Annotated in this window: 26 protein-coding genes and 1 tRNA gene; 17 read left to right on the top strand and 10 right to left on the bottom strand. The window is 73.2% G+C overall.

Features of this window, described 5'->3' with window-relative positions; all coding sequences use genetic code 11:
- Positions 1-103 precede the first annotated feature (103 nt).
- Genes pstC through pstB form a run of 3 tightly spaced genes read left to right on the top strand, consistent with a single transcriptional unit; the run spans position 104 to position 2,962 of the window.
- A complete protein-coding gene (gene pstC, locus KDL28_RS29805) occupies positions 104-1,075 on the top strand; it encodes a phosphate ABC transporter permease subunit PstC (RefSeq protein WP_372497109.1) in 972 nt (323 codons plus the stop codon).
- A 5-nt stretch (positions 1,076-1,080) separates the two neighbouring features.
- Complete coding sequence (pstA, locus tag KDL28_RS29800) at positions 1,081-2,172, top strand: phosphate ABC transporter permease PstA (protein WP_252444087.1); 1,092 nt, start codon at positions 1,081-1,083, stop codon at positions 2,170-2,172.
- A gap of 10 nt (positions 2,173-2,182) precedes the next feature.
- On the top strand, positions 2,183-2,962 hold the full coding sequence (gene pstB / locus KDL28_RS29795; RefSeq protein ID WP_252443975.1) for a phosphate ABC transporter ATP-binding protein PstB: 780 nt from the start codon (positions 2,183-2,185) through the stop codon (positions 2,960-2,962).
- Between the two features lie 159 nt (positions 2,963-3,121).
- Here pstB and phoU (KDL28_RS29790) read toward each other — a convergent pair whose 3' ends face one another.
- The 7 genes from phoU (KDL28_RS29790) to KDL28_RS29760 form a co-directional block, all read right to left on the bottom strand.
- Positions 3,122-3,772: a phosphate signaling complex protein PhoU gene (gene phoU / locus KDL28_RS29790; RefSeq protein WP_252443974.1), complete on the bottom strand. Its 651-nt coding sequence runs from the start codon at positions 3,770-3,772 to the stop codon at positions 3,122-3,124.
- Positions 3,773-3,840: 68 nt separating this feature from the next.
- Positions 3,841-4,038, bottom strand: a complete 198-nt coding sequence (locus KDL28_RS29785) for a dodecin domain-containing protein (RefSeq protein WP_252443973.1) — start codon at positions 4,036-4,038, stop codon at positions 3,841-3,843.
- A gap of 35 nt (positions 4,039-4,073) precedes the next feature.
- Entirely contained in the window at positions 4,074-4,730 is a 657-nt protein-coding gene (gene phoU / locus KDL28_RS29780; RefSeq protein ID WP_252443971.1) for a phosphate signaling complex protein PhoU, read from the bottom strand.
- A gap of 64 nt (positions 4,731-4,794) precedes the next feature.
- Complete coding sequence (locus KDL28_RS41745) at positions 4,795-8,016, bottom strand: LCP family protein (RefSeq protein ID WP_252443969.1); 3,222 nt, start codon at positions 8,014-8,016, stop codon at positions 4,795-4,797.
- An 85-nt stretch (positions 8,017-8,101) separates the two neighbouring features.
- The gene (locus tag KDL28_RS29770) at positions 8,102-8,917 is read right to left on the bottom strand and encodes a GGDEF domain-containing protein (protein WP_252443967.1); all 816 of its coding nucleotides are present in this window, start codon (positions 8,915-8,917) and stop codon (positions 8,102-8,104) included.
- A 365-nt stretch (positions 8,918-9,282) separates the two neighbouring features.
- A complete protein-coding gene (gene dusB / locus KDL28_RS29765) occupies positions 9,283-10,422 on the bottom strand; it encodes a tRNA dihydrouridine synthase DusB (RefSeq protein ID WP_308216081.1) in 1,140 nt (379 codons plus the stop codon).
- A 20-nt stretch (positions 10,423-10,442) separates the two neighbouring features.
- Entirely contained in the window at positions 10,443-11,015 is a 573-nt protein-coding gene (locus KDL28_RS29760; protein WP_252443965.1) for a superoxide dismutase family protein, read from the bottom strand.
- A 111-nt stretch (positions 11,016-11,126) separates the two neighbouring features.
- Between KDL28_RS29760 and KDL28_RS29755 the strand changes: the two genes are divergently transcribed.
- Together KDL28_RS29755 and KDL28_RS29750 are read left to right on the top strand one after the other, a co-directional pair.
- A tRNA-Lys gene (locus tag KDL28_RS29755) sits at positions 11,127-11,202 on the top strand.
- Between the two features lie 157 nt (positions 11,203-11,359).
- The gene (locus KDL28_RS29750) at positions 11,360-12,619 is read left to right on the top strand and encodes a tyrosine-type recombinase/integrase (protein WP_252443964.1); all 1,260 of its coding nucleotides are present in this window, start codon (positions 11,360-11,362) and stop codon (positions 12,617-12,619) included.
- On the opposite strand, the gene KDL28_RS29745 is transcribed toward KDL28_RS29750, so the two are convergent.
- The 3 genes from KDL28_RS29745 to KDL28_RS29735 form a co-directional block, all read right to left on the bottom strand.
- Entirely contained in the window at positions 12,614-13,237 is a 624-nt protein-coding gene (locus tag KDL28_RS29745; protein ID WP_252443962.1) for a 2'-5' RNA ligase family protein, read from the bottom strand. The two genes, KDL28_RS29750 and KDL28_RS29745, sit on opposite strands and share 6 nt — an antisense overlap.
- The gene (locus tag KDL28_RS29740; protein ID WP_504967687.1) at positions 13,234-14,640 is read right to left on the bottom strand and encodes a helix-turn-helix domain-containing protein; all 1,407 of its coding nucleotides are present in this window, start codon (positions 14,638-14,640) and stop codon (positions 13,234-13,236) included. Before KDL28_RS29740 ends, KDL28_RS29745 begins: the two co-directional genes overlap by 4 nt.
- A gap of 145 nt (positions 14,641-14,785) precedes the next feature.
- A complete protein-coding gene (locus KDL28_RS29735; protein WP_252443959.1) occupies positions 14,786-15,190 on the bottom strand; it encodes a GntR family transcriptional regulator in 405 nt (134 codons plus the stop codon).
- Positions 15,191-15,397: 207 nt separating this feature from the next.
- On the opposite strand from KDL28_RS29735, the gene KDL28_RS29730 reads away from it, so the two are divergent.
- The 12 genes from KDL28_RS29730 to KDL28_RS29675 all read left to right on the top strand — a co-directional run bounded on the left by KDL28_RS29730 (position 15,398) and on the right by KDL28_RS29675 (position 24,427).
- A complete protein-coding gene (locus KDL28_RS29730) occupies positions 15,398-15,706 on the top strand; it encodes a helix-turn-helix domain-containing protein (RefSeq protein ID WP_252443957.1) in 309 nt (102 codons plus the stop codon).
- 6 nt (positions 15,707-15,712) lie between these two features.
- Entirely contained in the window at positions 15,713-15,985 is a 273-nt protein-coding gene (locus KDL28_RS29725) for a hypothetical protein (RefSeq protein WP_252443955.1), read from the top strand.
- Positions 15,982-16,602 (top strand): WhiB family transcriptional regulator, encoded by a 621-nt coding sequence (locus KDL28_RS42240; protein ID WP_372497108.1) that lies wholly within the window; start codon positions 15,982-15,984, stop codon positions 16,600-16,602. Before KDL28_RS29725 ends, KDL28_RS42240 begins: the two co-directional genes overlap by 4 nt.
- Positions 16,599-18,563: a type IV secretory system conjugative DNA transfer family protein gene (locus KDL28_RS29715; protein WP_252443954.1), complete on the top strand. Its 1,965-nt coding sequence runs from the start codon at positions 16,599-16,601 to the stop codon at positions 18,561-18,563. Before KDL28_RS42240 ends, KDL28_RS29715 begins: the two co-directional genes overlap by 4 nt.
- A gap of 233 nt (positions 18,564-18,796) precedes the next feature.
- Positions 18,797-19,600, top strand: coding sequence for a hypothetical protein (locus KDL28_RS29710; protein WP_252443952.1), 804 nt, complete (start codon positions 18,797-18,799; stop codon positions 19,598-19,600).
- Positions 19,597-20,010 carry a hypothetical protein gene (locus KDL28_RS29705; protein WP_252443951.1) on the top strand — a complete coding sequence of 138 codons (414 nt, stop codon included), beginning with the start codon at positions 19,597-19,599 and terminating at the stop codon, positions 20,008-20,010. Before KDL28_RS29710 ends, KDL28_RS29705 begins: the two co-directional genes overlap by 4 nt.
- Before the next feature lie 175 nt (positions 20,011-20,185).
- Complete coding sequence (locus tag KDL28_RS29700) at positions 20,186-20,467, top strand: hypothetical protein (RefSeq protein WP_252443949.1); 282 nt, start codon at positions 20,186-20,188, stop codon at positions 20,465-20,467.
- 10 nt (positions 20,468-20,477) lie between these two features.
- Complete coding sequence (locus KDL28_RS29695) at positions 20,478-21,821, top strand: hypothetical protein (protein WP_252443947.1); 1,344 nt, start codon at positions 20,478-20,480, stop codon at positions 21,819-21,821.
- Entirely contained in the window at positions 21,818-22,318 is a 501-nt protein-coding gene (locus KDL28_RS29690; RefSeq protein WP_252443945.1) for a hypothetical protein, read from the top strand. Before KDL28_RS29695 ends, KDL28_RS29690 begins: the two co-directional genes overlap by 4 nt.
- Positions 22,315-23,088, top strand: coding sequence for a hypothetical protein (locus KDL28_RS29685; protein WP_252443943.1), 774 nt, complete (start codon positions 22,315-22,317; stop codon positions 23,086-23,088). The genes KDL28_RS29690 and KDL28_RS29685 overlap by 4 nt, the downstream gene beginning before the upstream one ends.
- Positions 23,088-23,474: a hypothetical protein gene (locus KDL28_RS29680; protein WP_252443941.1), complete on the top strand. Its 387-nt coding sequence runs from the start codon at positions 23,088-23,090 to the stop codon at positions 23,472-23,474. The genes KDL28_RS29685 and KDL28_RS29680 overlap by 1 nt, the downstream gene beginning before the upstream one ends.
- A gap of 110 nt (positions 23,475-23,584) precedes the next feature.
- Positions 23,585-24,427: a DUF2637 domain-containing protein gene (locus KDL28_RS29675; RefSeq protein WP_252443939.1), complete on the top strand. Its 843-nt coding sequence runs from the start codon at positions 23,585-23,587 to the stop codon at positions 24,425-24,427.
- The last annotated feature ends 108 nt before the right edge of the window (positions 24,428-24,535 follow it).

Below are 24,535 nucleotides of genomic sequence, written 5' to 3'. Positions count from 1 at the left end.
CATTCCCTGGCCAGGGAGCCCGGGCGGACCCCATCATTGATCCGCCCGGGCTCCCCGGCCGATCCGCCCTACTACTTCCGCGAGATCCGCCGGAAGGGACCACGTGAGTACCGACACCAGCCCGGGGCCGGCCCCGGCGAAAGCGCCTGCGCCGCCGTCCACCAGACCCGTCGTCCAGCCCGGCGACCGCATCTTCGCCGGCTCCGCCACCGGGGCCGGCATCCTCATCCTCGTCGTGCTGGCCGGCGTGGCGGCGTTCCTGCTGATCGAGGCCGCGCCGGCGTTCGTCGCCCCCGCGGCGGACATCCCCGGCGGCAACGGCATCGTCGCCTACATCTGGCCGCTGGTCTTCGGCACGCTGCTGGCCGCGGTCATCGCGCTGCTGATCGCCACCCCGCTCGCGGTCTGCGTGGCCCTGTTCATCACCCACTTCGCGCCCCGCCGGATCGCCCAGCCGCTGGGCTACCTGATCGACCTGCTGGCCGCGGTGCCGAGCATCGTCTACGGCCTGTGGGGCGTCGCGGTGCTCGCCCCGGCCTCGGTCGAGCTGATGACCTGGCTGCAGGACTACCTCGGGTGGATCCCGCTGTTCGCCGGGCCGGTCTCGGCCACCGGGCGCACGATGCTGGTCGTCGGCGTCACCCTGGCCGTGATGATCCTGCCGATCATCACGGCGGTGTCCCGCGAGGTGTTCCTGCAGACGCCGAAGCTGCACGAGGAGGCGGCGCTGGCGCTGGGCGCCACCCGCTGGGAGATGATCAAGATGGCGGTGCTGCCCTTCGGGCGCTCCGGCATCATCTCCGGGGCCATGCTCGGCCTGGGCCGCGCGCTCGGCGAGACCATGGCCGTCGCGATCATCCTGTCGGTGTCCGGTGCGGTCACCTTCAACCTGATCAGCTCCGGCAACCCGTCGACGATCGCGGCGAACATCGCGCTGCAGTTCCCGGAGTCCACCGGCATCGAGGTGAACACGCTCATCGCGTCCGGCCTCGTGCTGTTCCTGATCACGCTGGCGGTCAACTCGCTGGCCCGGTTCATCATCAACCGGCGGCGCGAGTTCTCGGGGGCCAACTGATGAGCATCGAGACCGACAAGACGACGCCGCAGCACGATGTCGATGTGGCCACCCCGCTCGAGAGCCGCATCGCCCGCAAGGGGCAGCTGCCGCGGTGGGGGACCGCCGCCGCGCTCGCGGGCGCCGCCGTGATCATCGGCGGTGCGCTCGCCGCGACCGGCGCGTTCAGCATCGGGCTGTTCGTCTTCCTCACCGTGGTGCTCTTCGCGGTGGGCCTGTACGCGATCTCCCGCGCGGTGGAGGGCGGGCGCAAGGCCGCCGACCGCGTCGTCACGATCGTGGTGACCTCCGCGTTCCTGCTCGCGCTCATCCCGCTGATCTCGGTCGTGTGGACCGTGCTCAGCAACGGCGTCGCCCGGTTCGACGCCGAGTTCTTCAGCTCCTCGATGCGCGGCGTCGTCGGCGAGGGCGGCGGCGGCTACCACGCCATCATGGGCACGCTGATCATCACCGCGCTGGCCGCGGCGATGTCCATCCCGGTCGGCCTGCTCACCGCGGTCTACCTGGTGGAGTACGGCGTCGGCACCCGGCTGGCCCGCTCGATCACGTTCTTCGTCGACGTCATGACCGGCATCCCGTCGATCGTGGCCGGCCTGTTCGCCTACGCCCTGTTCGCGCTCTTCGCCGGGCCCGGCGTGCGGCTCGGCTTCGCCGGCGCCGTGGCCCTGTCGGTGCTGATGATCCCGGTGGTCGTGCGGGCCACCGAGGAGATGCTCAAGATCGTCCCGAACGAGCTGCGGGAGGCGGCCTTCGCGCTGGGCGTGCCCAAGTGGCGCACGATCCTCAAGGTAGTCATCCCGACCTCGATCGCGGGCATCGCGTCGGGCATCACGCTGGCCATCGCCCGCGTCATCGGCGAGACGGCCCCGCTGCTGATCGCCGTCGGCATCACGACCGGGCTGAACTTCAACCCGTTCGACGGGCGGCAGGCCACCCTCCCCGTGTTCGCCTACTACTCCTACGCCGCGCCGGGCGTCCCGCGCGATCCCTACGTCGACCGGGCGTGGACGGCCGCCCTGGTGCTGATCGTGATCGTGATGGTCCTGAACCTCGCCGCCCGCCTGATCGCGCGCCTGTTCGCGCCGAAGAACCGATAGGAGCCGCGCCATGGGCAAGGCGATCGAAGCCATCGACCTGGACATCTACTACGGCTCGTTCCTGGCCGTGCAGGGCGTCAACATGACGATCCGACCGAAGACCGTGACCGCCCTCATCGGGCCGTCCGGCTGCGGCAAGTCGACCTACCTGCGCTCGATCAACCGCATGCACGAGGTCATCCCGGGTGCGCGCGTCGAGGGCAGTATCGAACTCGACGGCACCGACCTCTACGGCGCCGGCGTCGACCCGGTGGGCGTGCGCCGCCAGATCGGGATGGTCTTCCAGCGGCCCAACCCGTTCCCCACGATGTCGATCTACGACAACGTGATCGCGGGTCAGCGGCTGAACAACAAGCGCATGCGCAAGGACGCCACCGACGACCTGGTGGAGCGCTCGCTGCGCGGCGCGAACCTGTGGAACGAGGTCAAGGACCGCCTCGAGAAGCCCGGCTCCGGCCTGTCCGGCGGGCAGCAGCAGCGGCTGTGCATCGCCCGGGCGATCGCCGTGCAGCCCGACGTGCTGCTGATGGACGAGCCGTGCTCGGCCCTGGACCCGATCTCCACGCTGGCGATCGAGGACCTGATCAACGAGCTGAAGATGGACTACACGATCGTCATCGTCACGCACAACATGCAGCAGGCCGCCCGGGTCAGCGACTACACCGGCTTCTTCAACATCGAGGGCACCGGCAAGCCCGGCAAGCTGGTCGAGATGGACGAGACCAAGAAGATCTTCTCCCAGCCGACGCAGAAGGCCACCGAGGACTACGTCTCCGGCCGCTTCGGCTGACCCCCCGTCCCCCGACCCGGGGGGGGGGGGGGGGGGCAGGGGGGGGGGGGGGGGGGGGCACCAACAGACACGAAAGAAGAGCGGCCCGGCCTCTACCGAGGGGGTTGGCTTTTGTACCGCCCAACCCGACACCCCCTCCGTTCTCGACGGCTTCGTGCGTCAGATCGGGACGGCGTCGGGCTCCCGGCCGGTGACGGCGTAGACCGTCTCGTGGGCCACCGTGACGGCGTGGTCGGCGAAGCGCTCGTAGTAGCGCGCCAGCAGCGTCAGGTCCACCGCGGCCGGCACCCCGTGCGGCCAGCTCGGCGCCATCAGCACCTCGAACATGTGCTCGTGCAGCGCGTCCATGGCGTCGTCGTCGGTGTCCAGCTCGACGGCCTTGATGACGTTGCGGGAGCGCACCACGTCGGCCGTCTTGAGCGCCAGCTCGACCGCCACCCTGCTCATCTCGGCGATCTCGTCGCGGATCTCGTCGGGCACCCGCCTGCCCAGCTGGACGACCTTCGCCACGTGCACGGCCAGGTCGCCCATGCGCTCGACGTCGCCCGCCGCGCGGATGGCCGAGACGACCGTGCGCAGGTCGCCCGCGACGGGGTTGTGGAACAGCAGCGCCTCGGCCGCGACGTCCTCGACCTGGGCCCGCAGCGCGTCGACGGCGGCGTCCCCGGCGACGACCTGCGCGGCCAGGCGCTCGCGCGACTCCAGCAGCGCGGCCGTGGACCTCTGCAGGGCACCGGCGACGGCCGAGCACATCCGGCTGAGGAGCTCGGCGAGCTCGTCGAGCTGCTGGGGCAGCGGGGGAGCGGGCATGCTGGCGAGGGTAGGGGCAACTCCGCTGGTCAGCAGCGGTGCTCGGGTGAACGGGCGGTGAACGCCCGTCAGGCGAGGCGCAGGCCGATCAGCAGGCTCACCCGGTAGACCTCGCCGTCGCCGTCCTCGGAGCGGGCGCTGATCCCGGTGATCCGGGCCCAGCGCGCACCCGCGCGGGCGGCCCTGGCCATGCCGTCCCGGATCGCCTCCTCGAGCGAGCGCGTCGAGCTGCCGATGATCTGTGCGGTGCGCGTCCCCCGGCCCATGACCCGGGGGTTCCCGTTGCCGGCCGGGCGAACCCTCAGACGGTCAACGGGCCGGGCATCTGCCCGGTGACCACGTAGACGATCCGGCGGGCCACCGCGACGGCGTGGTCGGCGTAGCGCTCGTAGAAGCGGGCGAGCAGGGTGATGTCGACGGCAGGCCCGACGCCGTGGCTCCAGCTGCGGTCCATGAGCACGGTGAACATGTGCTTGTGCAGGTCGTCCATGGCGTCGTCGTCCTCCTCCAGCTGGGCGGCGGCCGCCACGTCCCGGGTGCGGATGACCTCGGCGGCCTTGAGCGCCAGCGCCACGCCCACCCGACCCATCTCGGCGAAGTAGGGCACGACCTCGTCGGGCAGCACCGGCTGCGGGTGCCGCCTGCGCGCCGCCTGGGCGACGTGCAGCGCGAGGTCGCCCATGCGCTCGACGTCGCCGGCACCGTGGATCGCCGAGACGACGATCCGCAGGTCGGTGGCGACGGGCGCCTGCAGGGCGAGCAGCGCGAACGCCCGTTCCTCCGCGATCGCCCGGATCTCGTCGACGTGCACGTCCTCGGAGATGACCTGCTCGGCGAGCTGCAGGTCGACCTCCAGCAGCGACCGGGTGGCCTTCTCCAGCGCCGCGGCCACCCGCTCGCACATGGTCGCCAGCACCTCGGCGAGTTGGTCGAGCTGCTCCTGGTAGACGTCCCGCATGTCACGAGACTAGTGGGGCTGTCCGGGTCGGGCCGTTCGGCGCAGGTGAACCGGGGGTGAACGGTCAGGGGCAGTTCGCCCGCGGTGCGGCCGGGTCCAGCGCGGCGAGGTCGGCGTCGACCGGCGCCGGGGCGGCGGGCGGCTGGATGACGTCGTCGAACGAGCGGCCCAGGACCAGCTGCAGCACGCCCGTCGAGCCGGGGTCGGGCACGGACGTCGCCGAGGGCACCGACGAGGCCAGCAGCGCCGCCCCCGCGGCCTGGTCGGGCGAGAACTTGATGATCGTGTCGTTGGTGCCCACGTCGGCGTTGCCGACCTCGCCGATCCCGAAGCCGAGCGCCCCGAGCGCCCCGCCCACCTGCTCGGCCCGCCCCGGCGCGTCCGAGGCGTTCAGCAGCTGCACCCGCAGTTCGGCGGGCGTGGGGCCGGTCACCGCCTCCAGCGGGTCGGCCTCCTCCGGCAGGTCGCGGTCCTCGCGGACGGCGGAGAACACGGCCGCCGCGTCGGCGTCGCGGAGCACGGCGTTGCCGACGCCGTCGGTGCCGCCGGTGGTCGGCGCCACCGCGTACACGACGTCCCGGCCGTCCACCCCGCGCAGCGCCCGCGACAGCGCCAGCACGTCGTCGAGCTCGCCGCCGTCGACCACCAGCGCTTCGCGCAGGGCGGGGCGCAGCTGGGTGAGGCGGGTGTAGTCGAGCAGCGAGCGCTCGTCGAGCGTGCGGTCGAGCACCGCGTTCAGGAACTCCTGCTGGCGGTCGATCCGGCCGACCTCGGAGGCCGGGTCGCCCGCGACGTCGAGGGCCCGGACGAAGTCGGCGGCGCGCACGCCGTCCAGCCGGCGGGTGCCGGGCTCGGCGACGATGGTGCCGAGGGTGCCGTCGACCACCGGGGCGGGCACGCACACCTCCACGCCCTGCATGGCCGCCGACAGGCCCTCCACGGCCCCGAGGTCGAGCCCGACGTACTGGGTGATGGCCAGCCCGGTGAGCTGCTGGACGGCGCGGGTGATGCAGCGCGGGCCGCCGAGGTCGAGCGCGGTGATCAGCTGGGTGTTGGCCTCCGGCCGGGCCGCCTCGTCGGTGTAGGAGGCGGTGGCCGCGTCCCACTGGTCGCAGGCCGGCCGGTTGATCTCCAGGTTGTGCGGCACCGACAGCACCACGACCGGGCCGCCCCCGGCGGGCACGTGCGCCACGACGACGGTGTCGGCGCGGGTGGCCGGGTCGCGCGAGCGGTCGGACGCCACCATCAGCACGTTGCGGTCGCCCGCCTGGGCGTCGCCGTCGACGATGGCGCTGGAGGCGAGGTCGAGGGCGGCGGCGTCGCGGATGCCGGAGTCGAGCCACAGCTTGGCGCCCCAGCCCAGACCGGCCGCGCTCAGCACGACCAGCGCGACGGCGGCGACGAGCAGGCGCACGGCGATCCGGCCCGCCCGCCGGCGCGTCGAGACGGGCGGAGGGGGCGGTTCCTCCTCCGCGTCGTCCGTCGCCCGGGACAGGTCGAGGCCGGCGTGCGCGGCCGTCATCCGGACCAGCGACTCGTCGATCCGGCTGACCGCGATCTCGCGCTCGCTGTCGCGCTCGGCCCGGGTCTTGCGGGTGGTCCGGGTCTGGTCCGGGTCGGCGGGGGTCAGCCGCGTCTGCTCGGCGTCGCCGGGAGCCGCGTCGGGCTCCTCGCGCGGGGGCAGCCGGACGACCTCGGTCGCGTCCGCCGCCGCCGGCGCGGCGCTCGCCGCCGGGGCGGGTGTGCTGGCGGGGAGGGCGGTGGTGACCGCGCTCGGGTGCACGACGCCGGAGGTCTGGTAGCCGGTGGGGGAGGGGTTCCCGGGGACGGGCAGCGCCTCCGTGGGGTCCGCGACGGGCGGCGGACCGCTGAACTGCCCGGGGTGGCGGGGAGGCGGGGGACCGATGGGGGCAGGCGGCCACACCTGGGTCTGCTCGGCGGGCTCACCCCGTGGCGGCCCCTGGCGCTGTGGCCCGCCGGGCGGGCGGGGGCGCTGCGGGCCGGAGCCGAAGGGCGCGCCGTTCGGCTCCGCGACGGCGGGGGCGCCGGAGCCGAAGGCGGCGTCGGGACCGGGGCCGGAGGGGCGCGCGCCGTTCGGGCCGGGGCCGTGCGGTGCGCCGTTGGGGCCGGAGCCATGCGGGCCGGAGCCATGCGGGCCGGAGCCATGCGGGCCGGAGCCATGCGGGCCGGAGCCATGCGGGCCGGAGCCATGCGGGCCGGAGCCATGCGGGCCGGAGCCGTTGGGGCCGGGCCCGTTCGGGCCGGGGCCATACGGTGTGCCGTTCGGGCCGGGGCCGTGGGGTGCGCTGTTGGGGCCGGTGCTGTTGGAGCCGGTGCCGTTCGTGCCCGGCGGCGGGGTGCCGTTGCGGCCCGGGAGCGGGCCGGTCGGGCCGTAGCCGCCGGGGCCGGGGGGCGGTGGCCCGCCGAACGCGGCGGGACCGGCGCCGTTGCGGGGCGGGTAGGACTGGACGCCGGGCGCCGGGGGCGCGCCGTTGCGGGTGGGGCCGCCGAACGCGCGCGGGCCTGCGGGGTGGGGCGGCGGGGCGCCGTTGCCGACGGGCCCGCGGCCGGGACCGCCGTGGGGGGCGGCGCCGTGGACCGGAGGTGCGTCGAAGGCCTCGCCCGCGCCGGAGCCGAAGGCGTCCGGGGCGCCGTTGCGCCCGCCGTGAGCGGGTGCACCGTTGCGCCCGGGGTGAGCGGGTGCGCCGTTCCGTGCGCCGTTCTGCGTGCCGTGGTGCGCCAGGCCTGCCGGCCCGCCCGGCCCGGCGCCGACCGTGCCGTGGCGTCCACCGGTGCCGTTCGCGGTGCCGTTCGCGGTGCCGTTGGGGGTGCCGTTGGGGGTGCCGTTGGGGGTGCCGTTGCGGGGGCCGCCTTCCGGCGCCGCGCCGCCCCGCCCCTGACCGGCGGGGGGTGGCGGGAACGTGTCGGGCCGCGCGCGTCGCCCGCCCTCCGGCGGCGCCGCCGGGGACCACTCCCCGGTCGCCGCGCCCGCCGCCTCCGCGCGGCTGTGCGAACCGCCGTGGCGCGCACCGCCGCCGGCGTCGGCGTTCGGGTTCCGGGCCGAGTGCCGCCCGCCCACGGGAGCCCGGGGCGGGGGAGGGGCGACCTCGCCCCGGGCGCGTTCCTGCTCCTCGGCGGCCCGCCTGCGGGCCGCGCGCCCACCGGTGGTGGTGTGCGGCCCGGACGCCGCGCCGCCCAGCCCGTTGCGGGCGAGGATGTCCTCGACGGACTCGCGGTGCACGTCGGTGCCACCGCGGCGGGGCGTGCGGTCCCGGTCGTCGACCACGCCACCTCCCGCGACCCGTACGAGCAGGGGGCGGGCACACGGGTGCTCACCCGCCCAGCCCGCCCCCTCCTGACGGAGCGTGAGCCTACGGAGGTGACCCACTTCGGTCACGGCCGGGTCTCGGTAGGCGTGTCGCCTGCGGGATCGCCCGCCGGCAGCCCGCCGGCCCGGCCAGCCGGACGAGCCCGGTGCGCGCGTCCCGGAAGGCGACGGCGTTGCGGCCGGAGTCCTTGGCCGCGTACAGCAGGGTGTCGGCGGTGCCGATGAGCCCGCCGGGGTCGGTGACCGGCCCGGCGCTGTGGGTCACGCCCGCGCTCACGGTGACCCGCAGCCCCGCGGCCAGCTGCTCCCACCGGTACCGGGCGATCCGGTTGCGCGCGGCCTCGCACACCCGCACGGCGTCGAGGAGGTCGTGGCGCGGCAGCACGAGCGCGAACTCCTCGCCGCCGTAGCGGGCGCAGAAGGCCTCCGGCGGGAGCGCGGCGGCCAGCTCGTCGACGATGCGCTGCAGGACCCGGTCGCCGAACTGGTGGCCGTAACCGTCGTTGACCTGCTTGAAGTGGTCGACGTCGACGAGCGCGACGGAGATGCCGGCCGCGCCGCGCGAGGCCGGGTCGGCGAGCATGGCGACCAGCCGCTCGTCGAGGTAGCGGCGGTTGTAGCTGGCGGTGAGGCTGTCGCGGCGGCTCTGCTCGCGCGCCTCGGCGTGCTCGCGGCGCAGCCGGTCGAGCTCGTCCGCCGGGGCCCCGGAGCCCTGCTGCAGTGCCCGCACGGCCACCCGCAGGTGCGCGTAGGCCTCCTCCCAGCGGCCCGCCGCGGCGAGGTCCTCGGCCAGCGCGATCTCCTGGGCCGGGGCCCCGCCCCGGCGATCCGCCTCGCCCATGGTGTGGACCGCGACCATCGGCACCTCCCTGCTCGCCAGTGGAGTCGACGTCCGCGGCGGGGCTCTTGAGCCGCCGCACCCGTTCGCGTGCCGCTCCACCCGACCGATGGGCCCGCCGTCGCGGACCGTGCCCGGACGTGGCGGGTTCCCGCCGCCTTCCGCCCCTCAACCGCCTCCGACGAGGTGGTCCCGCCCTTCGTCCGCAGCGCCCTGCCCGTCCGGCCCTGCCCGTCCGGCCCTGCTCGCCCGTCCCGCCCGTCCGGCCCGCCCGCCCGGCCCCGTCGAGAACGAACCTGTTTGTCGTTTGGACCGGTCCAACCGACAACAACCTCGTTCTCGACGGGCCAGGGCGGGCCAGGGCGGGGCAGGTCGGGAGGGGTGGGTCAGCCGCCCGAGTGCTCCAGCTCAGCGCCGAAGGGGACGCTGGGGTCGTCGGGGTCGTCGAGCCAGTGCTCGGGCAGCACCACCCGGCCCGGGCTGCCCTGGCGCCCGCGCGGCCCGTCGGCCTCGGCCGGGAAGGGCTCGTCCGGGTCGAGCAGGGCGAGCAGCTCGTCGAGCTCGTCGAGGCTGTCGACCAGCCCCAGGCGCCGGCGCAGGTCGCCGCCGATCGGGAAGCCCTTGAGGTACCAGGCGATGTGCTTGCGGACGTCGCGGATGCCCTTGTCCGCGCCCATGTGCGCCTGCAGCAGCACGGCGTGCCTGCGCAGCGTCGCGGCCACCTGGCCCAGCGACGGTGGCTCGGGCAGCGGGCGGCCGGCGAACGCGGCCTCCAGGTCGGCGAACAGCCAGGGCCGGCCCAGGCACCCCCGCCCCACGACGACGCCGTCGCAGCCGGTCTCGGCGACCATCCGCAGCGCGTCGGCTGCGCTGAAGATGTCGCCGTTGCCCAGCACCGGCACCTCGGCGGGCACGGCGTCGCGCAGCCGGGCGATGGCCGTCCAGTCGGCGGTGCCGGAGTAGCGCTGGGCCGCGGTGCGGGCGTGCAGGGCGACGGCCGCGACCCCGGCGTCGACGGCCCGCTGGGCGGCGTCGAGGTAGGTGTGGCGCCCGTCGTCGATGCCGATGCGCATCTTGATCGTCACCGGCATCGGCCCGGCGTTCTCGACGGCGGCCCGCACGATCCGCTCGAACAGCCGCCGCTTGTAGGGCAGCGCCGCCCCGCCGCCGCGCCGGGTGACCTTGGGGACGGGGCAGCCGAAGTTGAGGTCGACGTGGTCGGCGAGGTCGCGCTCGACGATCATCCGCACGGCGGCGCCGATCGTCGCCGGATCGACGCCGTAGAGCTGCATGGAGCGCGGCTGCTCGTCCGGGTCCATGGCGATCATGCGGAAGGTCAGCGGGTTCTTCTCCACCAGCCCCCGCGAGGTGATCATCTCGCAGACGTAGAAGCCGGCGCCCTGCTCACGGCAGAGCCGGCGGAAACCCGCGTTGGTGATGCCGGCCATCGGGGCCAGCACCACCGGCGTGTCGCAGGTGTGGGGCCCGATGCGCAGCGGGGCCCGGACGGCGGTCGGGACACTCACGCTGTCCCATTGTCCTCGCCTCAGAAATCCACGGTGACGCAGGCGACCCGCGGCCCCGCCACCCCGGCCTCACCCGGCCCGGTGCGGGTCGGTTCGGCGTGGATCACCACCGACCGCGCCCGTCGCTCGCCGAACTGCCACGGCACGACGGTCTGCACGCTCGCCTCCCCCCGCGCGTCGGTCGCCAGGTCGAGCCACACCTCGTTGTCGGGGTTGGCGAACCGCGGATCGGTGCTGGGCTGGACGGGGTCGGGCTGGTGCTGGAAGTGCGGCCCCGCCGCGTCCCCGTCCGGCCCGCAGGGCCGGGCGTGCGCGTGCGCACCGTAGACGCGATCAGGCAGCAACCCCCGCACCGCCAGCCGAACGGTCGTGCTGTCGTTCTCGACGTGCGCGCTCACCGCCCCCCGCGCCCCCACCCGCACGAGGTCCTCGGAGTAGGTGATGGCCACCTCCGGGGTGGTGGTGAAGATGGCGTTGACCGCCACATCCCGCGCCGACGCCTCCGCCCCCGACGCCACCGGCTCACCACCGGCGCACCCGGCCAGCAGCAGCGCGGCCACGGGTCCAGCGATGATGACACGGAGTGCTCGCATGCTCACAGAATGCGTGCTGACCGCGGGTAGCGTCGCGCAGGTGGCGCAGTGCGCCGATCGAGTGAGTCGAGGCCCGCGACGTAGGCTGTGCGGTGCCGCCGGGGGCGGTGCGGGCCTCTAGCTCAATCGGCAGAGCAGCGGACTTTTAATCCGCGGGTTCGGGGTTCGATCCCCCGGGGGCCCACCAATACTGACCAGGACGTTTGTGCCTGTGAACGATCATGTCGTCGGCGTCTGTCAATGACTCTGTCAATGGGTATGCTCGGTCGGTGCCTCGGATCAGTGCGAAGGCCCGCAGACCGCGTGGTCACATCCGCCGCCGCGGAGGGTCGTTCCAGGTCTTGGTGTACGCAGGCGTCGACCCCTTGACTGGCAAGGACCACTACCTCACCGAGTCGACCCGGAGCGAGGCTGATGCCCAGAAGATCCTCACGCGGTTGCTCGCCCAGGTCGACGAACATCGCAACCCGCGGACTCGCTCCACGCTGAGCGCGGTGCTGGAGGCGTGGCTGCGTATCCACGAGGCGGAGGCGTCGACGCTCGACGGCTACCGCGGCTATGTCCGGCGGACGATCGAGCCGGCTCTCGGCGCGGTACCGCTGTCCAAGCTGACGCCGCAGGTGCTGGAGGAGTTCTACGCCGACCTGCGGCGCTGCCGGCACCGCTGCCGCGACGGCGAGCCGGCGGTCGACCACCGCACGACCGCTCCGCACGAGTGCCGGACGGTGCGGCACAAGCGGCCACCCGGGCGGCCGAGCTCCAAGCCGCACGACTGCGCGGTGGCCGGCTGCGTCACCGTCGAGTGTCCCTCTCATCGCTGCACGCCGATGGCGAGCTCGTCGGTCCGTCAGATCCACTGGATCATCGCCTCGGCGTTGGCTGCGGCGGTGCGGTGGGAGTGGATCCGCACGAATCCGGCCGAGCACGCGAAGAAGCCGAAGCAGCGTCCGCCGCAACCCGAACCGCCGAGCGCGGCGGACGCGGCGCGCATCATCGCTGCAGCGTGGGAGCAGGACGAGGAGTGGGGCACGCTGGTCTGGCTGGTCATGGTGACCGGGATGCGCCGCGGTGAGGTTCTGGCGCTGCGGTGGGCCGATGTCGACCTGGAGCTGGGCGTGATGACGATCCGGCGCAACTACGTCCGCACCGGCAGCCGCGGGATCGAGAAGGACACCAAGACCCACCAGATGCGGCGCATCTCGCTCGACGCCGAGACCATTGCCGTCCTCGGCGACCATCGGACGCGCTACGAGCAGTTGGCCCGCTCGTTGGGTGGTGAGCCGATTGCCCAGGCGTTCCTGTTCTCGCGTCAGGCGGCACGAGACGTTCCGGCAGACCCGAGCGCGGTGACCCACCGCTACGGACGCATGTGCGCAGCACTAGGCATCGACAGCCACCTGCACGCGCTCCGGCACTACTCGGCCACGGAACTCCTCACCGCTGGCGTCGACCTGCGCACCGTCGCCGGCCGACTGGGCCACGGTGGCGGAGGCGCGACGACCCTGCGCGTGTATGCGGCGTGGGTCGGCGAATCGGACCGGCGTGCCGCCGAGGTGCTGGGCGGTCGGATGCGGCGTCCCGGGTCGGCGCAGAAGCCGCTATAGCTCTACCGTGCCGACGGTTTCCCAATCCCACAGGCGTTCCGGTCCCCACTGCACAACGAGATTCAGTGCGTCAATGGCGATGCGTCGCGTGGGGACGCTTCTTCCGAGCGCGGCGATGACGGGTCCAGCCGGTTGATCGGCAGTGCTGTAAGAGACCGTCATGTGCGGTGTCCATGCCGACGTCGGCTCCTCGGATGGAGGCTCCTCCCCGATGGCGACGGCTGTGGCACGGCGTGCAGCCGCCCGAATCGGACGCAGCTTGTCGACGGGCTCAACGGCCAGCATGACCGCTTCGGGATGATAGAGGACTCGGCCGAGGTCGACCTCGATAGGTTTGGTCTCGCGGAGTTCTTCAGCGGCGACCTTCACCATCTCTGCCATCTGCTCCCGCGTGAATCCATCGGCAGGGCCGGCCAGGAAGACGGTCATGTGAATCCACGAGGGCGGGGTCATGTGGAAGCCGGGGAAATTCGCTAGTGCGGCCTGCGCCGCTGCTGCGGCCTGCCACGCCTCTGGGTACCGCGCGAGGAGCACATGCCAGTACAAGGTTCCGCTTCCGACGGCTGGTTCGCTGCGGTTCAGCCAGCGATCACGCAGTTGCGTCGGAAGTGGGCTCACGGGTTCTCCTCGGTAGGATCGTCTGGTAGCGCATCAGCTGCAAACTGCAGGGCGGCGGCCAGCAACTCCTCGGCCTGGCGGACTCGCCGCAGCCGGGGTGCTGCCAGCCGCCGGCTCAGATTGTCCGTGTAGGCCGTGACCGTGGCGACCCGCAATTCGGGTGGCAGCTCGAGTACCGGGGCGACCTCTGCGGTGGCGGCGTCCAGGTCCCCCAGGTCGAGGTGCGCGAGCGCCGCGCCGACTCGGATCTGCGCCCAGTTCGCCCGGATCACCGGTTCGCCAGCCTTCCAGCTCGCGTCCGCCGTGGCGGCAGCACGGAGTGCGCCCGCTGGGTCGTGGGTGTGGTTGGCAACCGACAGCGCGAAGACCGCTTGACGCGCTCGCGGGAACGCCCAGGCCGATCGCCTGGACTCTGGCGCCAAGGTCTCGGCGTCGGTCTCGGCGCGCCGCAGTGCCTGGCGAGCGCGGCCGGCGTCCCCGAGCAGCGCGGCTGCGTTCGCCTCCTGGCTGGCGAGCTGTACACGGATCGCGGACTGCGGGCTCACTTCGTAGCCGGACCTGGCCATGTCGGCGGACTCGGCCAAGCGGCCCGACCACCGCAGGGTCTTCGCCAGGGCGGTCCGCGCCATGGCCTGGCTCGATCCGGCCTCGGTCGCGAAGGCCAGCGCCGCCATGCCGTGCTTGTAGGCTGCGCCGTCCTGCTTGACGTCGCCCAGGAGCAGGCAGGCATGCGCCAGCAGGTCGGACTCGATCCGGAACAGCTCACGCGCCTGACTCAGCCGCACCGGGCCTCTCGCGAGGTCGTGGGTCCTCCTTCTCAGCTGCACGACCTGCCGAAGCACGCGGCGGGCCGGAGCCTCCGTGTGTAGCTCAGCCAGGGTCGCAGTGGCTGCCGAGAGCTGCTCTACGGACTCGTTGGACGTAGCGGATGTGCTGACCTCAGCCAGGAGATCGTCTATGGAAGTGAGCGATTGCTCAGCGACGTAAAGGGAGCCGGGCGATGCTGCTGGCGCAGCGATTCCTAATCTGCTCTCGCTTGCGCGATAGAAGGCGCTGTAGCGGCGTCGGTACTTCTCAGTGGGCCGGGCAAGCCCTTTCTCATGGCGACGTACCATCTCGGAGGTAATGCCGATCGCCTCGGCGACCTGTTCCTGCGTCAGCCCCCGCTCGTTTCGGAACTCGGCGAGCTGCGGGCTGAGCGGCGCGCGGCGAGGACGAGCCACCCTTCTCTCCCGTCGCTTACGGGTGTGACGACCACTTGCTGACTGTCGAACAGTACCTGCGGCGCCCGGAGCTGTGGGGCGTTTGGCGATGTTGCCCGGGCGAGGGGTTTCGAGGGGGGTTTCGAGGGGGGTTTCGCGATCTGGTCTAGCCGCGCAGTCCTTGGTGTCCTGTACAGGCACGGCGGCCAGTCAAGGCGCTGCCGACACCGAGAGCGGAGGTCAGAGCGCATGACAATGACGGCTGAGGAGCGAGCTGTCCTGGAGGCGGCGCTCGCGGCGCTCGCGGTTGAGCTTGCCGACCTCTCGGGCCGAGTCCGGGTGCTGGCTACGGTGATTCGGAGGGAGCGCCGGGACTCGTCTCCCGGGGCAGCATCGCCGCCTCCAGACGGCTGATGCGATCCCCAAGGTCGCGCACAGCTCCTTGCACCGCATGAAGCTGCTCACGGATGAGCACGAACTCTGCTGACGGAGCGTCGGCGCTGCTGTGATCAGTTGGAGGCTCGTCGCTGACGAAGTAGCCCCTCGTCGAGCGCGCTGCGATCACACCGCTCTCGCGTAGTACGCGTAGCGCGCTCTGGACCGTCGCCGCCGAGACGTCGAAGCGAGCTGTGAGGTCCCGGACGGAGGAAAGCCGTTCGCCCGCCGGTGGACGACCGGCCTTGATCTCGGCGCGGAGCACATCGGCCACCTGCAGGTAGGTGGGCCGGGAGTCATCGAACCGCACCGCCACCGCTGAAGCCTAAGGGGCTGGCGGGAGCTGCACCAGCTTGACCGGTTGAGCTGCAGCAGAGACGCACTTGGCGCTACTGTGCTGATACAGTCGATACAACCGAAGCAATGCTGATCAGGGGAGTGTCATATGGAACGGCAGGAGACAGACAGGACGGACCGAGCTCAGTCGCCACCCGCATGGCGGGAGGCACTGCGGAGCCAGGCGTTGGACAAGGCCATGCGCAAGCGCGCAGCTGGGGTGCCGACCTACTCGGTACCCGAGGCAGCGGCGCTGCTGAGCATCTCCCAGGAGTACCTGTACCGGCTGATTCAGGCCGATGGCTTCCCGGCCGTCCGGATCCGAGCCGCACATGGCCAGGGGCGCTACGTCGTTCCGGCACGTGCGGTCGAGCAGCTGCTGGACGGTGCAGCGACCACCGGCTCGTGCGTCGAATCGGCCGACTTCACCGCCAGCTGGCGTGCCGCCACGTCCGTCGGCGCGCCGAGGCGAGCCGACGACCACGGAGAGGCGTGATCCGGGATGGACAGCGTGGGGGTACTGATCCTGTTCGCGGTCGTCGGTGCGGTGATCTGCGCGAAGGCGCGGGTGCCGGCGGGTGCGGTGGTCTTCTCACTGGTCGCGCTGGTGCTGTTCGTGGCCACGCCGGCGGGTGCGGGTCTGCCGAGGGCGGTGTCGGAGTTCGTGGACGCGTTCAACGACGCGTCGAGCCCGGCGCTCACCGACGCCGGTACGGACCCGGCCGACGGGGCAGGCGTTTCGCAGCCGGTCGAGGGTTCGGGAGCGGTCGGATGAGCGCCCCAACCAGCAGCCACGGCGGCCATACGGGGGTGGACTGGCGGCAGTGGGCTGAGTGTCAGGACGTGGACCCGGATCTGTTCTTCCCGTCGAGCGAGTCGGGCCTGGCCTACGACGCGCAGGTGGCCGCGGCGAAGGCGGTGTGCGCCCGCTGCCCGGTGCAGGCGCAGTGTCTGGCCGAGGCCCTGGTCCGGTTGCCCTACGGGATCGCCGGTGGGCTAACCGAGCACGAGCGTCGACGCCTGGCCCACCGCCGCGGCCGGCCGCAGCGGGTGCCGGTCTCCGAGGTCGACGCCGAGGAGATCGTGCGGGTCGGCACCGGTGCCGAGGTCGCCGCCGCGGGGCGGACGTTGCTCGCAGGCGGTCGCGCACCGCGTGAGGTGGCGCGGCGCTGCGAGGTCAGCGTGCGCACCGCGCAGCGCTGGGCGGCGGCGTGCCGCTCGGTCCGCACGGTCGCGCTGGCCCTGATGGTGCTCGGCCTGCTACTCGGCGGGTGGGGGTTCGTGTGCTCCTGCGAGTGCATGACCTGCGCGCTGGGTCAGCACTGCAGCGCCTGCCGCACCGGGAACCACCACCCCATCCGCGCCTACAGCGGCAGGGGGTGGCGGCGGTGATCGCGCTGCTGGTTGTCCTGCTGGTTCTGCTGGTCGTGGCCGGGGTGATGTGGCGGCGCGGTGCCCGGTTGATCGCCACCGCGCTGGCGGTGCTGGCGCTGCTGCCCGGCTGGGCGCTGCTGCAGCGGCTGTCGTGGCCCGTGCTGGTCTTCGCCGCCGTCGTGGCGGCGGTGGCGGTGTGGCTGCGGTGGGGGCGCACGGCGGCCACGGTGACCCGCTGGGGTGCCCGGGCTCGGCGCAAGGCCGGTGTCGCCTCGCCGATCGACATCCTGCGCGGGGCCAGCGGGCTGGCGATGCGCCGCAAGGCCGCCACCGTCCGACCCTCGCTGTCGGGGTTGTCGCGGTGGGAGCGGTGGCGGTTGCCGGTCGTGGAGGTCGGGGTGCTGCTGTGCCGCACGGGGTGGTTGCGTGTGTGGGCGGCGGTCGAGGACGTCGTCGTGGCCTTCGGCGGGCCGCGGGTGGGGAAGTCGGCGTGGTTGGCGGGGCGGATCATCGACGCCCCCGGCGCCGCCCTGGTGACGAGTACCCGTACCGACCTCTACGAGGTCACCCACGAGCTGCGCGCGCGGCGGGGGCCGGTGTTCGTGTTCAACGCCGTCGGCCTGGCCGGACTCCCGTCGACGGTCACCTTCGACCCGCTGACCGGGTGCACCGACCCGATCACCGCCGCCGAGCGCGCCACCGACCTGCTCGCCGCCGGCGCCCGCGGCGGGTCCGGTGATCGAGAGTACTGGGAGGCGCAGGCCCGTCGGGTGCTGGCCGCGTTGCTGCACGCCGCCGCGCTCGGCGGCCGGTTGATGCGTGACGTGTTGGCGTGGGTGGCCGACCCGGAGCGCGCCGGCCGGGAGGTCGTCGCCCTGCTGCGCAAGAGCAGTGAGCCGGCGTTCGAGCAGGACGTGCTCCAGTTCGTCACGACCAACGAGCGCACCCGCACCAGCATCACGTCGACGATCATGCCTGCGCTGGGGTGGCTGACCTCCCCGGCCGCGTCCGCCGCCGCCGCACCGGGTCGCTCGTTGGACGTGGGCGAGGTGTTGCGTTCGCGCGCGACGCTGTACCTGTTGGGGGCGGAGGAGACCCAGGCCGCACCGTTGGTCACTGCGTTGACCGGGCACATCGCCCGGGAGGCCCGCCGGCTGGCCGCGTTCCAGCCCGCGGGCCGGCTGGATCCGCCGTTGGGGTTGTTCCTCGACGAGGCGGCTCTGATCTCGCCGGTGCCGTTGCAGTCGTGGACGGCGGACATGGGTGGGCGCGGGGTGTCGATCGTGGCCTGTTTCCAGTCCCGCGCCCAGCTGTTGGCCCGCTACGGGGAGCACGATGCGGCGACGATCCTGAACAACACCGGCGCGGTGCTGGTGTTCGGGGGCACCCGGGATCGGGCGGATCTGGAGTTCTGGTCCACCCTGGCGGGTGAGCGGGATGAGAACGTGCTGACGACGGACCTGCACGGGCGGGTCGCGTCGCGGTCGGTGCGGAAGGTGCCGGTGTTGGCGCCGGGGCAGATCGCGAACCTGCCCGCCGGGCAGGTGGTGGTGATCCGCCGCGGCCTGGCCCCGGTCATCGGCCGGGCCGAGGCCGTGTGGCGCCGCGCGGATGTCCGCGAGCTCGCCCGTGCGCGGCGGTGGGCGGCGGGGGAGCTGACCTGGCTGCAGACCCAGGCCGCGCGCCGGGCGTGGCTGGGGCGGCTGCACACGATGGGCGTGCAGCTGAGCGCGGCGGTGCGCGGGTGGGTGGCTCGGCACCGGTGGGAGCGCCAGGATCTGGTCGGTGCCGTGTGGTCGGCGCCCGTGGTGGTGGCGGGTCAGGTGGTGCGGGAGCGGTGCAGCTTCTGCGGGAACCTGGTTGAGGCCGTCGAGGTGGCGGGGCGTGCGGCTGGGGTGGTGATCTGCCGGGGCTGCGATGTCGCCGCGGATCCGGCTCTGCCGGAGGGGTCGGCGGGTCAGTCCGCGGGTGGTGGGTGATGGCCGGGCAGGAGGGCTTCCGGTCGACGCGGGAGTTGCTGGAGACCTGGCAGGCGTGGTCGATCCGGTCCACGCTCAGTCGCCTGGCCGCCACGGCCGACGCCGAGGGCGAGAGTGAGCGCGCCGAGGTCCTGCGCACCAGCGCCGGGCGCGAGCCCGAGGTGGGGGCGCTGGATGCGCTGGCCGCGCAGCACGACTTGGTGTCGTTGCTGCACGGGTGGCAGTGGCAGACGGTGCGCGCCGCCCGCGAGGCCGGGGCCAGCTGGGCCGAGATCGCGGAAGCGACCCGGACCGGTCCGATCCGGGCCAGGGAGGAGTTCCTGGACACGGTGCAGGCCCAACACCGCTACGGGTACCTGTCCGACGTCGACGCGCAGGCCTACCAGGACGCGGCCGGCCGCTGGACCGAGGAGCTGCGCCCCGACACCCCACCGCACGTGCTCGCCGAGATCGAACAGGCGACCGCTACGGGTGATCAGGACCGGCTCGCCGCGTTGCGGGTCGTGTGGTGGGACACCGACCACCACCCCCACCACACCGACACCGACACCGACACCGACGTCCAAGTCGGCGACACCGATGGCGAGGAAGACGGGGACGACAACGGGGACGGTGGCCTCGGAGTCGGGGGCGCGGCGGGTCCGCCGCCCGGGCCGGACAGCGGCCGCGATGCGGCCACCGCAGACCCGGACGTCGACGAAACCGGCGACGAGACCGGCGACGGGTCCGGTGATGCTGCGGCCCTCGCTGAGGCGGCCGGAGACGCCGATGGCGGCATTGATCCGCTCGATCACGCCCGCGCATCGGTTACCGCCGCCGACCGAGCCGAGATCGCTGCCCGCGCCGAGACGAACTGTGGGGAGACCGAGCGAGCGGTCTGTGTCGACGCCGACGCCGACGCCGACGCCGACGCCGACGCCGACGCTGACGTCGATGAGGGCACCGACCAGGACCGCGACCACGACCACGACCACGACCACGACCAGGCCTACGCCGGGGATGTCGTCGAGCCGGCCGGGGCGGGGTGGTCGAGGTGAGCACCCCGCACCTGGCGTCGGGTCGCCCGGATCTACACGTGGTCGACGTCCACGCGTTGGAGCCGTGCACAGCGGCGTCCGCGGTCCGGCAGATCGTCGAGCACATCGGCTGCACCCGTTCCGAGGCCGAGGCGATGGTGGGCCGCTACCTCGATGAGGTGTCCGAGCAGGTCGGGTGCTCGGTGCGCCAGTGGGGCCTGGACCCCCACGACCTGGCCGCGATCCTCACCGACAACGGCCACGCGGTCACCGGCGCCGACGAGCTGCCCGATCCGCTCGACCGCGCCGCCGCGTCGGTCGCCGACGTCGAACACGCCGCGGACCAGGCCGAGATCACCCAGCACACCGACGCCGGGCCGGCGCAGCAGACCGACACCGACACCGATACCGCCGCGGACACCGTCAGCTGAGGAGTCGGCGGCCGACGCAGCGGCTCTGCGGTCGTCCACCGGTCGCCGCTTCCGCAGCGACCCGGGACGCCGCCCGGCAGGGCCATCCGCGAGCACACCCACGCATGAGCAGACGAGTTCCGCCGTCGGGCACCGGCCCGGTGTCGACGGCAGCTACCCAAGGAGGAGGAACGCAATGCCCAACCACACCGAGCGCGTCGTCCACGACCTCGACCACAGCTACGGACTGGGCTACGACCGGCTGACCGACGGGTTCGCCGAGATTCCCCCGGTCGGTCAGCCGATCTGCGACCAGGCCCTGGGCGATGCGCTCGACGAGGCCCGCAGCGCGGTCGAAGCCGCCGACGCGGCCGTCGACGCCGTCGGCGGGCAGGCCCACGACAACGACGACGGTGACGCCGCGGGCGCCGAGGACTCGGCAGGCTCCGCGGACGCCGACGGCCGGGACTCAGGGTGAGGACACTGCCATGATCCAGAACGTCACTCCGGAGCCCGCCGACTTGGCCGCCGCGGTCGCGCAGGTGGTTGCCGCCTTCCGTGCCGAAGACCCGGCCCGGGCCCACCTGACCACCACCGAGATCATCGACGAGACCGTCGCCGAGCTCGACCAGGACGACATCACCAACCTGGTCGATGCCCAGGACATGAGCGCCGAGGTGGCTGCCGCCTACCGCACCGTCCTCAGTACCCACTCCGACCGGTTGCACGCCGTAATCGCAGAGGGTGCCGACGCAGCGACCGTCACCGGCAGCGCCCGTGACCGCGGCTCGGCGGTGGCGGAAGCGGTGGCGCAGGTGGTCGATGACGACCACGCCGCCCATGCCATCGCTGACGCCGCCGCCCATGCCGTCGCTGACGGTGTCGACGGTGTCGACGGCGGCAACTTGGGTTCAGGGTTCCGAGCGCCGGCGTGGGACCTGCCGTTGGCCGATGACGACGGTGGCGAGGTGGATCCGACCACGCTGTGGATGCAGGGTGCGCTGGCCCGCGATGTTCGCGACACCCAAGAGGCTTTCCTGGCGGCTCGTGCGGGCTGTTGGGACAGCGACCAGGTGCAGGTGATGTGGGAACGCGCGCGGGACCAGGCGATGTATGACGCGGCGTTGGCCGTTGCGAAGAGTTGGGGCAGCGACGCGGAGATCCAGGCCGCGCGCGAGCGAGCCGACGCTGAGCTGACTGGCCGTGACCGGCTCGAGGTTCTGACCGACTACGTGCGCGATCTGGAGGAACAGGCCCTCTCTGAAGGTGTCGAGCTCAGCCGCACGTTGGTGGCCAATGACGAGTACCTCGACGCCGGGGCGGCGAACGGCGAGGAGGATCCCTGGGACGACTTCCGTCATGACGGCGAAGACGACGGCGAGGGCGACGAGGGCGACGAGGACGGCGGCGGCAGTCGGGGCCCGGATGGACCAGATCCGCAGCCGGGCCCGGGCGACGGGGGCGCTGACGCAGAGCGCGCTGCCGATGCGGAGCGGGACGTGGTGGGCCTGATCTGCCCGGAGTGCGGGGACGACGCGGTCGAGCAGGCCACGACCGCGCAGACACCGCACATGGCGGACGGCCAGTTCCCACCCACCTATAGCCACCCCGACGGCGAGCCGCTGTGCGCGGTGAGCGGCCCTCGTGGTGACCAGCCGGCCGACCCGGTGGAGGTCCTGGCCGACGAGAGCGCCGAGGACCCGCTGCAGCAGGCCTGTGCCGCGGTCACTGCGGCGGACCAAGCCGCTGAGGCAATCGCCGTCGGTGCCGACAGCTCTGCGGCCTGCGGCGACGACCGCGAGGCCGTGAGCGACGAGGGGTGGGAACGGTGACCGGGTCCGGTGACGGCTCCCGCGAGGGCTTCAACGGCGCCGCCGCGGTCGACGAGATCGAGTGCGATCTCGTGGAGGCCAACGAGCGGTTGGGCGAGGCGCTGACCGAGATCGGGATGGCCCTCGGGCTGCCTCGCCCGACCGCCGAGCACTCCTGGGGCAAGGCGGAGATCCTGGCCCGGATACACGAGCGCAACTACGCGGGCCCACTCGGACAGGCCGGCCAGGCTGGACAGGGCCCGGCGGATGGCGGTGGTGCGCCGCCGGCGGACATGGCCGGTGACGGACGTGATCAGGGTGGGGCCGACCCGCTGGAGGTGGCCCGGGCGGCTGTCGCCGCCGCTGATCAGGCCGAGCGCATCGACCACGCCGAGCGCATCGACCACGCCGAGTGCGCCGACACCACGAGCGGCGCGGCGAGCACCGCCGATCACGAGACAGGCCGCAGCGCAGCCCCCGATGCGGCGGATCTGTGTGAGGGAGGACCAGGACGATGACCGCACCGATTCCCGCTCCATCCCTCGCCGGGACCGGCCCGGGTGGTGCCCAGGGCAGTGACCTGGCCGCCGGCGCGGTGGCCGGGCTGGCCCGCGAGGTCGAGGAGCTGCGCAAGCGCCTCGAACCTCTGACCCAGACCCCGGCCCGGGTGGACGCGCTGGCCCGCCTGGTCGCCCAGCTCGCCGACACCGTGACCGCGTTGACCGCCCGCTCGGACGTCGCGGCGCCGCCGTCGTGGCTGATGGCTCCCACCGACCCGGAGCGCACCCGTGAGTTGCTCGATGCGCTGATCGGGTGGATGGCGCAGGTGTATCTGCGCTACTCCGACGCGGCGGAGGCGTTGCCGGAGTGCTGGTGCTGGCACCCCGATGTCGTCGAGGAACTCGTGTGGTTGATGCATGCCTGGCTGGCCGCCTACCAGGGCAAGCACGCCTCGGTGGGGCTGGTGGGGGACTGGCACGACCGCCAGCGCCCCGGCGTGGTGCGCCGGATCAGCAAGGTGGCGGGGCGGTGCTCGCGGGAGAACCACCAGACCCGCCACGGCTGGACCAGCACCCCCACCACCGCGCCGGTCGTGCCGTCGCTGGACGGGCTGGACGCGATCGCCGATTGGTGGGGCAGCGGCCGGGAGCAGGCCGCGCCCGAACCCGCACGGGACCAGGCGAGCGACCCCGATTCGATCACCGCGGCACTCCAGCCGTCGACCATGCCGACACGGATCCCGGCGCCGGTCTCTGCGCGTGCGGCGAGGCGGGGCGGGGTGGCGTGATGGCCGCCACCGAGTCGGAGCGGCCGGTGGGGCGGGTGCGCCGTCCGCATCGGTGGGCGTGTCGGCACTGCGACATGGTCACCGACTACCGGCTGACCCGCGATGCCGAGCTCCGCCAGGCCAAGGGGGCCTTCGCCCACGACGAGGACTACCAGCTCACCACATTCAAGCAGTGGCTGCAGTCCTTCCAGTGGGAGCAACCCCGCGACATCGACACCGACACCGCTGCGGACGGCACCGGCGAACGCCACCGCGACCCCTTGGATCGGGCACGGGCCGCTGTCGTCGCGGCCGCGCGTTCCCGATCGCAGCTCGCCGACGCGACGGCCCCGGCCGAGAGCGACCAGGTCGACGGTCGGGGCTGTGCGGCGGGGTGGGCCCGGTGACCGGCGCGGGCTCGGGGGCCAGACCGCGGGCGGTGTCGGGGGCAGGGTCGAGTCGGGCGGCGCGGCTCGCGATCTGGTTGCCCGGGCTCGCCGTCGCGTTGGGCGCCGCGGTGGCCACCGTGCACGGTCTCTACGAGGTCGCCGCCGCCGCGGGCGTGCCCGGCCCGATCGCCTGGCTCTACCCACTGATCACCGACGGGCTCGCGCTGGTCGCCTACACCGCCACCGCCCGCCTGACCGGCCCGGCACGGCGCTACGCCTGGATCGTGGTCGCCCTGGCCGCCGGCCTGTCCGGGCTGGCCCAAGCCGCCTACCTCGCCGGCGCCGCCGACAGCGGCGCCACACCACCCGCCACTACACCAAGCGAACCAGGGTCGGCGACGGGCACAGCCGAGAGCTCGGCCGCGTTCGAGGCGGCCCCGGCGCTGCGCTTCGGCGTCGGCGCCTGGCCGGCGATCGCCGCCGCGATCGTGGCCCACCTGCTCTACCTCCTCGCGGTCGACCACCCCGCAACTGACCACACCCCCACCCTCTCGGCTACAGAGCGTGACCCGAATCGGGCGGGCGATCCAGCCGCGACGGACCGCCATGCCGTCGGTCGTCCAGGCCTATCCGGCGATGACCGCCGCGCCGATGAACGGCCCGCTGAACACGCGGTTGAACACCCGGCCGTTGAATACTCGAAGGCCCTGAACACCGTGACCGTCGTGCCCGCTGTTCACTCCGGCCGGCCCGCTCCGAGCCGCCGGCGACCGGCCGCGTTGAACGGCTCGCACCCCGAGCAGGCGGTGGTGTCTCGCGCTGCGGTGTCCCCGGCCCGGGACCGGGCCGCGACCCAGGCCGCCGCCTACCTCCGCGAGCACGACCGCCTGCCCACCGTCTCCGAACTCGTCGACCGCGCCGAGGTCTCCCGCGGCACCGCCGCCGCCGTCCTCAAAGACCTCCGAACCTGATCACCCCGTGCCAGCGCACCGAACCGCCGAGACCCCGACAAGGCCAGCACCAATGATCACCACCAGCACGACAACCCGAACCAGATCCACGAACCACACCCACGACCC

Source organism: Pseudonocardia humida (assembly GCF_023898865.1).
GTDB lineage: Bacteria > Actinomycetota > Actinomycetes > Mycobacteriales > Pseudonocardiaceae > Pseudonocardia > Pseudonocardia humida.
This window is presented reverse-complemented; position numbering and strand designations above follow the sequence as displayed.

Bases quoted from the DNA above. Each gene is read 5' to 3' on its own strand.
- KDL28_RS29725 (WP_252443955.1), top strand. From the start codon at position 15,713: ATGGACAGCGTGGGGGTACTGATCCTGTTCGCGGTCGTCGGTGCGGTG.
- KDL28_RS29760 (WP_252443965.1), bottom strand. From the start codon at position 11,015: ATGCGAGCACTCCGTGTCATCATCGCTGGACCCGTGGCCGCGCTGCTG.
- pstB (WP_252443975.1), top strand. From the start codon at position 2,183: ATGGGCAAGGCGATCGAAGCCATCGACCTGGACATCTACTACGGCTCG.
- KDL28_RS29770 (WP_252443967.1), bottom strand. From the start codon at position 8,917: ATGGTCGCGGTCCACACCATGGGCGAGGCGGATCGCCGGGGCGGGGCC.
- KDL28_RS42240 (WP_372497108.1), top strand. From the start codon at position 15,982: ATGAGCGCCCCAACCAGCAGCCACGGCGGCCATACGGGGGTGGACTGG.
- KDL28_RS29700 (WP_252443949.1), top strand. From the start codon at position 20,186: ATGCCCAACCACACCGAGCGCGTCGTCCACGACCTCGACCACAGCTAC.
- KDL28_RS29685 (WP_252443943.1), top strand. From the start codon at position 22,315: ATGACCGCACCGATTCCCGCTCCATCCCTCGCCGGGACCGGCCCGGGT.
- phoU (WP_252443974.1), bottom strand. From the start codon at position 3,772: ATGCCCGCTCCCCCGCTGCCCCAGCAGCTCGACGAGCTCGCCGAGCTC.
- phoU (WP_252443971.1), bottom strand. From the start codon at position 4,730: ATGCGGGACGTCTACCAGGAGCAGCTCGACCAACTCGCCGAGGTGCTG.
- KDL28_RS29785 (WP_252443973.1), bottom strand. From the start codon at position 4,038: ATGGGCCGGGGGACGCGCACCGCACAGATCATCGGCAGCTCGACGCGC.
- KDL28_RS29695 (WP_252443947.1), top strand. From the start codon at position 20,478: ATGATCCAGAACGTCACTCCGGAGCCCGCCGACTTGGCCGCCGCGGTC.
- KDL28_RS29680 (WP_252443941.1), top strand. From the start codon at position 23,088: ATGGCCGCCACCGAGTCGGAGCGGCCGGTGGGGCGGGTGCGCCGTCCG.